Origin of the sequence: Qipengyuania gaetbuli, from assembly GCF_009827315.1 — a bacterium.
GTDB classification, from domain to species: Bacteria; Pseudomonadota; Alphaproteobacteria; order Sphingomonadales; family Sphingomonadaceae; genus Qipengyuania; species Qipengyuania gaetbuli.
Genome location: NZ_WTYF01000003.1, coordinates 342,885 through 354,433, shown reverse-complemented (window position 1 = coordinate 354,433; position 11,549 = coordinate 342,885). Strand labels below are relative to the sequence as shown.

General features: G+C 64.0%; 11 protein-coding genes. 6 read left to right on the top strand and 5 right to left on the bottom strand.

What is annotated here, in order from left to right:
* Window positions 1-41: 41 nt before the first annotated feature.
* Window positions 42-479 (bottom strand): redox-sensitive transcriptional activator SoxR, encoded by a 438-nt coding sequence (gene soxR, locus GRI42_RS01900; protein ID WP_160606370.1) that lies wholly within the window; start codon window positions 477-479, stop codon window positions 42-44.
* Window positions 480-595: 116 nt separating this feature from the next.
* Here soxR and GRI42_RS01895 point away from each other — a divergent pair, with 116 nt between their 5' ends.
* Window positions 596-970: a VOC family protein gene (locus tag GRI42_RS01895; RefSeq protein WP_160606369.1), complete on the top strand. Its 375-nt coding sequence runs from the start codon at window positions 596-598 to the stop codon at window positions 968-970.
* A gap of 154 nt (window positions 971-1,124) precedes the next feature.
* On the top strand, window positions 1,125-2,387 hold the full coding sequence (locus GRI42_RS01890) for a Xaa-Pro dipeptidase (RefSeq protein ID WP_160606368.1): 1,263 nt from the start codon (window positions 1,125-1,127) through the stop codon (window positions 2,385-2,387).
* Here GRI42_RS01890 and GRI42_RS01885 read toward each other — a convergent pair.
* Together GRI42_RS01885 and GRI42_RS01880 are read right to left on the bottom strand one after the other, a co-directional pair.
* Window positions 2,362-2,685 (bottom strand): ArsR/SmtB family transcription factor, encoded by a 324-nt coding sequence (locus tag GRI42_RS01885; protein WP_160606367.1) that lies wholly within the window; start codon window positions 2,683-2,685, stop codon window positions 2,362-2,364. The two genes, GRI42_RS01890 and GRI42_RS01885, sit on opposite strands and share 26 nt — an antisense overlap.
* Before the next feature lie 83 nt (window positions 2,686-2,768).
* Window positions 2,769-3,464, bottom strand: a complete 696-nt coding sequence (locus GRI42_RS01880; protein ID WP_160606366.1) for a DUF4197 domain-containing protein — start codon at window positions 3,462-3,464, stop codon at window positions 2,769-2,771.
* A 66-nt stretch (window positions 3,465-3,530) separates the two neighbouring features.
* On the opposite strand from GRI42_RS01880, the gene GRI42_RS01875 reads away from it, so the two are divergent.
* From GRI42_RS01875 to GRI42_RS01860, 4 genes are all read left to right on the top strand, one after another.
* The gene (locus GRI42_RS01875) at window positions 3,531-5,696 is read left to right on the top strand and encodes a primosomal protein N' (RefSeq protein WP_160606524.1); all 2,166 of its coding nucleotides are present in this window, start codon (window positions 3,531-3,533) and stop codon (window positions 5,694-5,696) included.
* Window positions 5,697-5,791: 95 nt separating this feature from the next.
* The gene (locus tag GRI42_RS01870; RefSeq protein WP_160606365.1) at window positions 5,792-7,426 is read left to right on the top strand and encodes a hypothetical protein; all 1,635 of its coding nucleotides are present in this window, start codon (window positions 5,792-5,794) and stop codon (window positions 7,424-7,426) included.
* A gap of 100 nt (window positions 7,427-7,526) precedes the next feature.
* The gene (locus tag GRI42_RS01865; protein ID WP_160606364.1) at window positions 7,527-8,147 is read left to right on the top strand and encodes an SOS response-associated peptidase; all 621 of its coding nucleotides are present in this window, start codon (window positions 7,527-7,529) and stop codon (window positions 8,145-8,147) included.
* A gap of 32 nt (window positions 8,148-8,179) precedes the next feature.
* Window positions 8,180-9,748 (top strand): cryptochrome/photolyase family protein, encoded by a 1,569-nt coding sequence (locus GRI42_RS01860; RefSeq protein ID WP_160606363.1) that lies wholly within the window; start codon window positions 8,180-8,182, stop codon window positions 9,746-9,748.
* Here the strand turns inward: GRI42_RS01860 and GRI42_RS01855 are convergent.
* The gene (locus GRI42_RS01855) at window positions 9,745-10,332 is read right to left on the bottom strand and encodes a J domain-containing protein (RefSeq protein WP_160606362.1); all 588 of its coding nucleotides are present in this window, start codon (window positions 10,330-10,332) and stop codon (window positions 9,745-9,747) included. The two genes, GRI42_RS01860 and GRI42_RS01855, sit on opposite strands and share 4 nt — an antisense overlap.
* Window positions 10,333-10,486: 154 nt before the next feature.
* The gene (ada, locus tag GRI42_RS01850; protein WP_160606361.1) at window positions 10,487-11,515 is read right to left on the bottom strand and encodes a bifunctional DNA-binding transcriptional regulator/O6-methylguanine-DNA methyltransferase Ada; all 1,029 of its coding nucleotides are present in this window, start codon (window positions 11,513-11,515) and stop codon (window positions 10,487-10,489) included.
* Window positions 11,516-11,549 lie beyond the last annotated feature (34 nt).

Genomic DNA, 11,549 nt, shown 5'->3' with positions numbered 1-11,549 from the left:
ATGAGCAGGATAGTCCGTTATCTATCCCGTGGATTCAGAAACTAGCGCAGCACGCGCGGCCCGCTGCCGCTCTCCCCCCACCGGTCGTCCGCATTGTAGAGCGCGCATTTCTTCAGGCTGAGACAGCCGCAGCCGATACAACCGTCGAGGTCTTCGCGGACCTTCTCCAGCGCCGCGATCTGCGCCTCGATGCGCTCGCGCACGGTGCGGCTGATTTTCTTCCAGTCCGGCGCATTGGGCGTTCGCCCCTGGGGTAGCGAGGCCATGGCCTGCTCGATCTCCGCCAGCGACAGTCCGAGCCTTTGCGCGATCAGGATGAAGCTGAGCCGCCTGATGTCACCCCGCAGGAATCGCCTCTGGTTGCCGGAGGTTCGCAGCGCCGCGACCAGCCCCTTGTCTTCGTAGAAACGGATGGCCGAAACTGACAGGCCGGTGCGCCGCGCCAGTTCGCCGATGGTGAGCAGGTCGTTCGCTTTCATCGATTACCGTCATAGCAAATTCAAACCTTGACCTCAACTTAGCTTGAGATTGCATATGTCCCTGCATCGCACATCGCGGGCCGGCTTTCCGGTCCGTGCAGACAAGGAGAACCGCGATGCCCAAGGGCCGTATCGAACACGCCAATATTTCCGTCACCGATCCCGACCGCAGCGCCGCCCTGCTGGCCGAATTGCTCGGCTGGCACGAACGCTGGAGCGGACCGTCCATGAACGATGGCAGGACGATCCATATCGGCGGCGAGGACAATTACGTCTCGCTCTACACCAATCCCGGCGTCGCCGGCGAATATCGCAAGGGCCAGCCGCTCAACCACATCGCCTTCATGGTCGACGATCTCGACGCGGCGGAAAAGGTCGTGGTGCGCCACGGGCTAGAACCCTTCAGCCACGGCAAATACGAACCCGGCCCGCGCTGCTTCTACTTCTTCGACTGGGACGGGATCGAGTTCGAGGTGGTCAGCTATGAATGAGATCATGCCGCGCCGCCCGCTGTTCGCACTGGCCCGCCACCGCCCCCTGAAGGCCCCTCTCGCCAAGCCGCAAACACGCCCCTTCCCCCCAAGGCCGCATCCTGTATGACTTGCCCTCCGCGGCACGTCGTGCCGCCTTAAGGGGAATGAGAGAATGAAGCCCGTCCTTCGCGGCGCCGCCGCTGCCATCGCGCTTTGCGCCGCACCCGCTGCCGCCGAAACCGTAGTGGTCACTGCCGACCGCATGCTCGATGTCGAAACGGGCCGGTTCGTCGAAAATCCGGTAGTGACGGTGGTGGACGGCAAGGTGGCAAGCGTCGGCTCCGGCAGCGCGATCCCGGCGGATGCGAAGCGGATCGACCTTGCCGGGCACACGCTCCTTCCCGGCCTCATCGACATGCATGTCCATCTCGACGGACGGCCCGAATACGGGGGCTATTCCGGCCTCCAGTTCACCGACCGCTTCTGGACCGCCATCGGGGTCGCCAATGCGCGCACCATGCTCAAGGTCGGCTTCACCACCGTGCGCAATGTGGGCGACAGCGATTACAATGTCGCCGGGATCGACCAGGCGATCGAGGAAGGCTGGATCCCGGGGCCGCGCATCGTCAACGCAAACCATGCGCTGGGCGCGACCGGCGGCCACTGCGACGAGACGTTCCTTCCCCCCAGTTTCGATGCGAAGAGCCCGGCTGTGGGCGACAGCCCGGACGAACTGCGTAAGCGCGTGCGCGAACAGCGCAAGTACGGGGCGGAAGTGATCAAGGCCTGCGCCACTGGCGGCGTCTTCAGCCGCAACACTGCTCCCGGCATCCAGCAGCTGACGCTCGAAGAGCTGAAAGCCATTGCCGACGAAGCGCATTTCTGGGGCCTCAAGACCGCCGCCCATGCGCACGGCGCCGATGGCATCAAGGCTGCGATCCGTGCAGGCTTCGACACCATCGAACACGCCAGTTACGCCGATGACGAGGCAATCAAGCTTGCCAAGGAACACGGCACCTTCTTCTCGATGGATATCTACAACACCGAATACACGCTGAGCCAGGGCGCGGCGAACGGCGTGCTGGAAGAAAACATCGCCAAGGAACGTGCGCTCAGCCAGGCGCAGCGCGACAATTTCCGCAAAGCCCACCAAGCGGGCGTTAAAATGGTTTTCGCCAGCGATGCGGCGGTCATGCCGCACGAGCTCGTCGGCGGTCAGTTCCGCGTCATGGTCGAATACGGCATGACCCCGATCGAGGCGATCCGCGCGGCCACGGTCAATGCCGCCGACGCGCTCGGGCAGAAAGGCCAGGTCGGCGTGATCAAGCCCGGCGCGTGGGGCGACATTATTGCAGTCAGCGGCGACCCGCTGGCGGACGTCGGCGAGCTGGCTGACGTGGATGCCGTGATCAAGGGTGGTGTGCTGGTCGAGTAGCCGGCGCGGCATGATAGCCCGCCAGCGCGCCCAGCGGCACGTCCTCGAACCGGACGAGCCAGCGCTTGGCCATTTTCGCCAGCGGCATGGGGTTTAGGTAGTGGCGCTTGCAGCGCCCGTCGCGCTCGCTCGCCACCAGTTCCGCGCTTTCCAGCACGGCGAGATGCTTGGCGACCGCCTGCCGGGTGATCGGCAGTTCCTCGCTCAGTTCCGAAAGGGTCAATCCGCCCTCTTCGCTCAACCTGTCGAGCAGGAGGCGGCGGGTGGGATCGGACAGGGCGACGAAGGTATCCGTCATGGGGGGAAGGCTAACGGGCGCCCGGCGAGTCGCTCAAGATTGCGAGCCACCGTGCGCCCCGTTTGTCCCCAGCTTGCTGCGGATCAGAACGCCTGTGCGCCGCCGAAAACGCCGATGATCAGCGGGTCGCGGGTAGAGCGCGGATCGCGGCGGATGGCCGCTTCCTCGTTGCCGATCTCGTTCCAGATCGTATCGTCGATCGTATCGGCGACACGGGTGGCGACCTGCGACACGTTGACGCCGGTCAGGGCGGCCAGCGCCTGGCCTACCAGCGGATCCTGCGCCACGCGCATTGCCGTGCCCAGTTCCGGCACCATGGCATCGATCAGGCGCGTGCCGAGTTCGCCGCGAAGGAAGCCGGTGGCAGCGGTCGGTCCGCCGTTCACGAGCGCCACGGCGTTCTGGATGCCGATCACGCGAACCGCGTCGGTCACGATGGGCGCGGCCCGTTCGGCGCCTTCATAGGCAATGTCGCCGAAGGCATCGTACAGCCGGTCCTTGAACAGCGACGAGGTCAGGATCGTGCCAAGCACCCCGCCCCTTGCGCCAAGCAGGTTCTCCAGCCCGACCTGCGCGACCTGCTGGTCCCAGAAGCCGCCTTCGTCGAGCATGCGCGCAAAGGCACGCTCGCTCGACAGGTAGAGCAGGCGCTGGACGGCATCGACCAGGCTGAAACCGCCTAGCGTCGAACAGGCCGGCAGCGCCAGTGCAGCACCGCCGAGCGTGAGTCCGCCAAGGAACTTGCGGCGGTGGGTGGTAGTGGCGAGAATATCGTTCATTAAATCTGCTCCTCGAAGGTCCCACCCTTGTCGCGCGGTATCTAGCCCGCCCATATGAACTCTCCGATGAACCGCGTGCGCTGCCTCGTCCTCAATGCCGCTCTCGGCCCGCTCGACTACAAGGTGCCGGACGGCATGGAGGTCGGACCGGGCCACGTGGTCGAATGCCCGCTCGGCCCGCGCACGATCATCGGGATCGTCTGGGAGGCTGAACGGCTTCCCGGAACCGAGGTTCCTGCCGAGAAGCTGCGCCCGATCAGGGGCATCCTGCCGGTCCCTCCACTTTCCGCCCCGCTGCGGCGGCTGATCGAATGGACGGCCGACTATTACGTAGCCTCGCTGGCAGGGGTGGCACGGATGGCACTGTCGTCGGGCGGCGCGCTCAAGGGGCCTGCGACGATTACCGAGTACCGGCTGACCGGCGGCATGCCGGAACGCCTCACCCCCCAGCGGCTTGCCGCCATGGAGGCGCTGGAGGGCGAGCAGGCGACCATCCGCGAGCTGGCGGGCATTGCTGGCGTGTCCGAGGGGGTACTTCGCGGCCTCGTCAACCAGGGCGTGCTCGAACCGGTCGAGGTCGATTGCGACCGGCCTTATGACGAGGCGCGGCCCGATTTCACGCAGGTCGAGCTCTCGCCCGAGCAATCGGAAGCTGCCGACACTCTGTCGAAGGCGGTCAGGGACGCGAAATTCGCGCCCTTCCTGCTCGACGGGGTAACCGGTTCGGGCAAGACCGAGACCTATTTCGAGCCTGTGGCCGAGGCTTTGCGGATGGGTCGACAGGTGCTCGTCCTCCTCCCCGAAATCGCGCTGACCGAGAATTTCCTTCACCGTTTCGAAGAGCGCTTCGGTGTCGCGCCGGTGCTGTGGCACTCCTCGCTCAAGTCGACCGAGCGGCGGCGCGCCTGGCGCAATGTCGCCAGCGGCGAGGCGCAGGTGGTGGTGGGGGCCCGCTCTGCCCTGTTCCTGCCGTTCCGCAAGCTCGGCTTCATCGTCGTGGACGAAGCCCACGAGACCAGTTTCAAGCAGGAAGACGGCGTGCGCTACAATGCCCGCGACGTTGCCGTCATGCGCGCGCATTTCGAAGGCATCCCGGTGGTGCTCGCCAGCGCGACGCCGGCCCTCGAGAGCCTCCAGATGGCCGAAAGCGGCGTCTACGCGAAGCTCGACCTGCCCAGCCGTTTCGGCGGAGCGGAGCTGCCTTCCATCGACCTCGTCGATCTCACGCAGGAGAAACCACCCCACGGCATGTGGCTCGCCCAGCGGCTGGTCGACGGCATCGCGGAACGCCTCGAACGAGGCGAACAATCGCTCCTGTTCCTCAACCGCCGCGGCTATGCCCCGCTGACGCTCTGCCGTAACTGCGGTTTCCGCTTCCAGTGCCCCAATTGCAGCGCTTGGCTGGTCGAACATCGTTTCACCCGCCGCCTCGCCTGTCACCATTGCGGCCACGAGACCCCCAGCCCCGATCGCTGCCCCGAATGCGGCGAGCCGGATTGCCTGGTCGCCTGCGGACCCGGGGTTGAACGAATTGCGGACGAAGTTGCGGAGCGTTTGCCGGACGCAAGGGTGTTCGTGGCGACTTCGGACACGCTCAATTCGCCCGGACGCGCCGCCGAATTCATCGCGCAGGTCGAAGGCGGCGCCATCGATGTCATCGTCGGCACACAGCTCGTGACCAAGGGCTTCCACTTTCCGGAACTGACGCTGGTCGGCGTAGTCGATGCCGACCTCGGCCTTGAGGGTGGCGACCTGAGGGCGGGCGAGCGGACCTACCAGCAGGTGGCACAGGTCGCAGGCCGTGCTGGACGCGGTGAAAAACCGGGCGAAGTGCTGATCCAGACGCGCCATCCCGAAGCGAGCGTGATAGCCGCTCTGGCAGCGGGCGACCGCGATGCCTTCTATTCGGTCGAGACCGAGATGCGCCGCGAAGCCGGTGCTCCTCCCTTCGGTCGCTGGGCGTCGATCATAATCTCCTCGGAAGACGAGGCGGAAGCCCGCGAGGCCGCGCGCAGGATCGGCGATACCCGCCCGCAGGTGGACGATCTCATGATCCTCGGCCCCGCCCCTGCCCCCATGGCCCTGCTGCGGGGGCGATACCGGTATCGCCTGCTCATGAATGCGCGCCGTTCGGTGCAATTGCAGGACGTCATCAGGCGCTGGCTGGGTAGTCTCGACCACCCGCCGGGCGTGCGCGTGGGTGTGGATATCGACCCGTATTCCTTCGTTTGATTTGGCCCGTTCTCTGGATTAGCATCGACCTCAGGGATTCGCGGGGACTGCAAGGCCAAGGCATTGGCCGACCCGCATAAAGTTGGGGTCTGCACATGCGTCTTTTCGCCAAAATTCTTGCTGCTTTCGCGGCACTCGTCGCCGTGCCGGCCCATGCCGCCGACTGGTTCCTTGCCGAAACCGATCACTTCAAGATTTACTCGCGCGATTCCAAGTCGAGCACGGAAGAATTCGCCCAGGACCTGGAACGGCTGGACGAGGTCCTGCGCATCATCAGCGGCGTCGGACCTGACGACGGTAGCCTGCCGCCCTCCTCCAAGGTCATCGTTTTCCGCTTCGGCGAGACGCGCGACATGGCTGTCCTGGCAGGCCAGCCGGGAAGCGGCATCGGCGGGTTCTTCATTCCGCGCGCTTCGGGTTCCTACGCATTTGTGCCGCGCCGCCAGAACGTGACCTATGACCGCAGCAACCAGGACCGTTTCAGCGGGCTGGAGCTGGAACCCAAGGCCGTGCTGTTCCACGAATACGTCCACTATTTCATGTTCCAGCACCGCAATGCCCCGTACCCGGCCTGGTACCGCGAAGGCTTTGCAGAAGTGTTCTCGACACTGCGTTCGGAAGGCAACCGTTTCGTCATCGGCGATGCGCCGACGTGGCGCAGCCTCGAAATCATGGCGGTGAACCTCGACATCGAGAAGATGATGGATCCGCCGGCCAAGCCTGATCGCGAAACCGGCGCGCGCACCTACGGCCACGGTTGGCTCCTCGCCAGCCTGCTGAACTTCACGCCGGAACGCCGCCCGCAGATCACCGATTACGTCACGCGCCTTGCGCGGGGTGAAGGGCGGCTCGAAGCGGCCAAGGCGGCATTCGGCGACCTCGACCAGCTCGAAAAGGAAATGGATTCCTATCGCCGCGGCTCGGCCAAGGTGCTCAAAGTGCCTTACATGAACGCCGAAAAGCCGAAGGTGGCGATCCGCCAGCTCGGCGCCGACGAGGAAGCGCGCATCGACCTGATGATCGAATCGAAGGTCGGCGTCGACGAGAAGGCTGCAGCCAAGCAGCTCCCGAAGGCACGTGCGCTGGCCGAACAATTCCCGCAAAGCGTGCCGGTGCTCCTTGCCGCTGCCGAGGTCGAGTTCGACAACAAGAACTATGCCGAGGCGGAAGCCCTATCGAACAAGGCGCTCGCCATCGATCCGAAATCGACCGAGGCGGCGATCAACCTTGCCAACACCTCGCTCATGCGCTCGCTCGACGACAAGGCGATGATGGCGCAGGCGCGCGAACGCTTCATCGCGGCGAACAACATGGAGAACGACCATCCGGTCCCGCTCTACGGTTATTACCTGACTTACCTGCTGGCCGGTGAGGAAGCGCCCGATTCCGCCAAGAACGCGCTCGAGGGGGCTTATCAATATGCTCCTTTCGACACCGGCATTCGCCAGGCACTGACCCACATGTTCCTGCTCGAAGGCGAAATCGGCATCGCCAAATCGCTGCTCAACCCGCTCATCCAGACGGGTCACGGTACGCGAGTGGCGCGCTGCCTTGCCTACGAACTCGACCTGTTCGAGAAAGGCGACAAGGAACCGCTGCTCAAACGCTTGAAGCCCAAGCATCCGGCCGCCGACGAGAAGAAGGAAGAGCCGAAGGACGATGCGGAACCGGCAGCCGACGGAGAAGCCACCGAAGGTTCCGATTGCGGCGAAAGCACCGAGACCGCCTGATCCCATGGACGGCGGGCGCCGGTCGTCCGCCGCCCTTTCACAACTGCTTCGCGGCAATGAGGATTGAGCCAAGGCGCTTTTGAGGCGATAGCTAGAGCCCATGTGCAATCTCTATCGCATGACCAAGAATGCGACCGAAGTCGCCCAGCTGTTCGACGCGGTGGCGGAAATCGGGAGCAATGCTGGCGGGGAGATTTATCCGGGATACTCCGGCCTCGTTCTTGCCGGCGGCAAGGTCGAGACGATGACCTGGGGCTTCCCGCTGCCGCGCAAGGGCGCGAAGGGCCAGCCGCTCAAGCCCAAGCCGGTCAACAACGCGCGGACCGACAAGCTGTCAGGCCCGTTCTGGAAGAGCAGCTTCGTCGAGCGGCGATGCCTGATCCCGCTGGAAAGCTTTGCCGAAGCGCAGGGCCCCAAGGGTGCAATGACCCGGACCTGGATGACACTACCGGGCAGCGAGGTGTTCACGGTCGCCGGGATCTGGCGAAAGAGCGCGGAATGGGGCGACTGCTATTCGATGGTCATGACCGATGCGTCGGAGCAGATGTCCGAAGTCCATGACCGGATGCCCGTGATCCTGACCGCCGGCGACCGCGAAACGTGGATGAGCGGCTCGCCGGACGAGGCCTTTGCCCTCTGCCGCCCGTTCGAGGGCGAGCTGGCGATCGACCGCACGGACATCCCGTGGGCCGGGCGATCCGCGCAATCGTCTCTCTTCTAGGCACCGGCGCCCCCCTCGCGCATTGAGGGCGCATGGCAGACATTACCGGCGGCCCGATCCTCGTCCCCATCCTCGGCGACCAACTGACCCGCGAACTCGCGAGCCTAAGGGGCAGGTCGAAGGACGATACGGTCGTCCTGATGATGGAAGTCTGGGACGAGGCGACTTACGTCCGGCACCACAAGCAGAAGATCGTGCTGGTCTTTTCCGCCATGCGCCACTTCGCTGCCGAACTGCGCGATGCAGGCTGGTCGGTCGATTATGTGCGCCTCGATGCCGAGTACAATGCAGGCAGTCTGACCGGCGAGGTAGCCCGCGCGGTGGAAGAATACTCGCCGCGAGCCATTCACGTTGTCGAGCCGGGCGAATGGCGCCTGCGAGAGGATTTCGACCGATGGGCCGACAAGTTTCCCTGCGAAGTTCACATCCTGCCGGATGACCGGTTCGTCTCCACCCAGGCGGAATTCGATGACTGGGCGGAAGGGCGCAAGGAACTGCGGATGGAGTATTTCTACCGCGAAATGCGTCGCAAGACCGGCCTGCTGATGAACGGCAACGACCCAGAGGGTGGCGAGTGGAACTACGACAGCGAAAACCGCAAGCCGCCCAAGGAGGGTCTGTCCGCGCCGGAGCGCCCGAAGTTCGAGCCGGACGAAATAACCCGCGAGGTCATCGCTCTCGTCGAAGAGCGGTTCGCGGATCATTTCGGCAGCCTCGAGCGGTTCGAATGGCCGGTTACCCGGGAAGAGGCCGAAGAGGCGGCCGATGCCTTCTTTGCCGAGCGTATCGAATGCTTCGGCCCCTACCAGGACGCAATGGTCGCAGGCGAGGACGATCTTTTCCATTCCATGCTTTCGACCAGCATCAACCTCGGCCTGCTCGACCCGCTCGAACTGTGTCGCCGGGCAGAAAAGGCGTACCGCGATGGCCGGGCACCGCTCAATTCGGTCGAGGGTTTCATCCGCCAGATCATCGGTTGGCGCGAATATGTCCGGCGGTTCTACTGGCACCAGATGCCGCAACTCCAATCGGCGAACGACCTGGGTGCTTCGCGCAGCCTGCCGGAATTCTACTGGACCGGCGAAACGGACATGGCTTGCCTCGCCGACTGCATCCGCTCGACACGCGACAATGCGCACGCCCACCATATCCAGCGCCTGATGGTGCTCGGCAATTTCGCGCTGCTCGCGGGCATCGACCCGCAGGAGGTGCAGGACTGGTTCCTCATCGTCTACGCCGACGCGTATGAGTGGGTGGAATTGCCCAATGTGGCGGCGATGATCCTGTACGCGGACGGCGGCAAGCTGGCTTCCAAGCCCTATGCCGCGTCGGGCAACTACATCAACAAGATGAGCAACTACTGCTCGGGCTGCCGATACTCGGTCAGCAAGAAAACCGGGCCCGACGCCTGCCCCTTCAACCCGCTGTACTGGCATTTCATGGACCGGCATCGCGAGAGGCTGGAACGCAACGCACGGATCGGGCGGGTTTATTCGACCTGGGACAGAATGGACGCCGAAAAGCGCCGGGAATACCTCGACAGCGCGGAAGCGTTCCTCGCCAACCTTTCCGCGGCTAAGAAAGGGTGGGCCCGCGCCTAGGCCGCCTCGTCGGTGCCCGTCTTAGCCTGCGCGATCAGCAGTTTTTCCGCCTCTGCGGTCCGGCTCATCGAGATGACGTGGTCGACCCCATCGATGGTGATGGCAAGCTTCCCTTCCTGCGTGATCTCGATGTACCCCTTGGATTTCAGGTACCACGCGTGGAACTCGAAATTCTCGTCGGAGCAGTCGAGCATCCGTTGGAGGTAATATCCCATCACGCCCGGGTCGGTCGCGTTCTCACGCCGTTGCTTGTAAAGGTGGAACAGGATTTTCTCGTGTGCCTCGGCATCCTCGATCGCCGATTCCTCGTTGATCTGCGCCGCTTCGTTGGCAGGGAAGGCGAAGAACGCGCCCTTGTTGTGTTCGCGGTAGACGCGGTCGTATTCCGCGCGTTTTTCCGGGTTCCGGAGGACGCTGTATGCGGCGATGATTTCCTGGAACTTGTCGACATCGGCGGTGTCGGTGTGGTCCGGGTGATACATCTGCGCAGAGTAGCGGTATGCCTTTTCCAGCATCTTCGCATCGCAGGTCGGATTGACCTGGAGCAGCGCATAGTAATCTACGAATTCCTGTCCGCTATCCATCGCCCAATCCGCGTGAACCTGTCTTTATTCGCACCCGCAGCATAGCAGCAGGAGCCACACGAAAATTGTTCTAATCCGCCAATGGCGGAGCGCGACTTACGGGCTTTATTTTCCGCGATAGACGAGCGTTGTCAAAGGAAAGCTGCCGATTGTCTCAATCGCCCTTTTCGCGGCGCAGCAGTTCGGCCTTGATTGCCGTTCCATAAGCATAGCCCCCCAGACCGCCATCGGCAGCGATGACGCGGTGGCATGGAATGAGCACGGCGATGTTGTTGGCTCCGTTGGCGCCGCCTACGGCCCGACTGGCCTTGGGATTGCCGACGGCGGCGGCCAGCTCGCCATAGCTGAGCGTCTGACCTGCAGGAATCCGCCTGAGCGCTTCCCACACGCGATGCTGGAACGCCGTGCCCTTAACATCGAGAGGAATATCGACGGTCGTCGCTGTCGACGGCTGTTCTACGGCAGCCGTGACTTCTTCGAACAGGTCACGGAACTCTTCCCCGCCTTCAACAAGTTCGGCCTTGGGGAAACGGGCGCGCAAGTGGTCTTCTCCCTCGTTGAAAGACAGGCAGCAAACACCCTTATCGGTCGCGGCCACAAGCATCGCACCCAGGCTGGTATCTACCATGGTCCAGTGGATGGTCCGCCCGCTCCCCCCGTCGCGCCAGTCGCTCGCACTCATTCCCAGCTTTCCTTTCGTACCTTCGTAGAACCGCGAAGCCGACCCGTAACCCGCGGCGTATATCGCCCCCGTCACGCTGTCGCCGGACGTAAGGGCATCGCGTGCGCGTTCCTCGCGGAGTGCGCGGGCATAGGCAGCAGGCGAAAGCCCGGTGGCACGCTTGAATACCCGCTGGAAGTGCGTGGGCGAATAATCGGTGATCCGGGCCAGCGCGGCGAGCGAAGGCGCATCTTCAGCCTGCCTGATCTCGTCGATTGCGGCCAGCACGGCGGCCTCGTCCCTGGCCACGTCGTCCGGCAGGCATCTCTTGCACGCCCTGAGCCCATGTTCACGTGCGGCTGCGCCGTCGACAAAGAAGCGCACATTGGATCGCGCCGGATGGCGCGCCGCGCAGGAAGGGCGGCAATATATGCCGGTGGTCAGCACGCCGGTGACGAACCGCCCGTCGAAGGAGCGGTCGCGCCGCAATACCGCCTGCCATGCCTTGTCGCTGTCGATCATCCTGCCTGCTCCATAGCCGATTGGAGGACAATGT

Excerpts from the sequence above, each read along its gene's own strand:
- soxR (WP_160606370.1), bottom strand. The coding sequence starts at position 479 with ATGAAAGCGAACGACCTGCTCACCATCGGCGAACTGGCGCGGCGCACC.
- GRI42_RS01895 (WP_160606369.1), top strand. The coding sequence starts at position 596 with ATGCCCAAGGGCCGTATCGAACACGCCAATATTTCCGTCACCGATCCC.
- GRI42_RS01890 (WP_160606368.1), top strand. The coding sequence starts at position 1,125 with ATGAAGCCCGTCCTTCGCGGCGCCGCCGCTGCCATCGCGCTTTGCGCC.
- GRI42_RS01885 (WP_160606367.1), bottom strand. The coding sequence starts at position 2,685 with ATGACGGATACCTTCGTCGCCCTGTCCGATCCCACCCGCCGCCTCCTG.
- GRI42_RS01880 (WP_160606366.1), bottom strand. The coding sequence starts at position 3,464 with ATGAACGATATTCTCGCCACTACCACCCACCGCCGCAAGTTCCTTGGC.
- GRI42_RS01875 (WP_160606524.1), top strand. The coding sequence starts at position 3,531 with ATGAACCGCGTGCGCTGCCTCGTCCTCAATGCCGCTCTCGGCCCGCTC.
- GRI42_RS01870 (WP_160606365.1), top strand. The coding sequence starts at position 5,792 with ATGCGTCTTTTCGCCAAAATTCTTGCTGCTTTCGCGGCACTCGTCGCC.
- GRI42_RS01865 (WP_160606364.1), top strand. The coding sequence starts at position 7,527 with ATGTGCAATCTCTATCGCATGACCAAGAATGCGACCGAAGTCGCCCAG.
- GRI42_RS01860 (WP_160606363.1), top strand. The coding sequence starts at position 8,180 with ATGGCAGACATTACCGGCGGCCCGATCCTCGTCCCCATCCTCGGCGAC.
- GRI42_RS01855 (WP_160606362.1), bottom strand. The coding sequence starts at position 10,332 with ATGGATAGCGGACAGGAATTCGTAGATTACTATGCGCTGCTCCAGGTC.
- ada (WP_160606361.1), bottom strand. The coding sequence starts at position 11,515 with ATGATCGACAGCGACAAGGCATGGCAGGCGGTATTGCGGCGCGACCGC.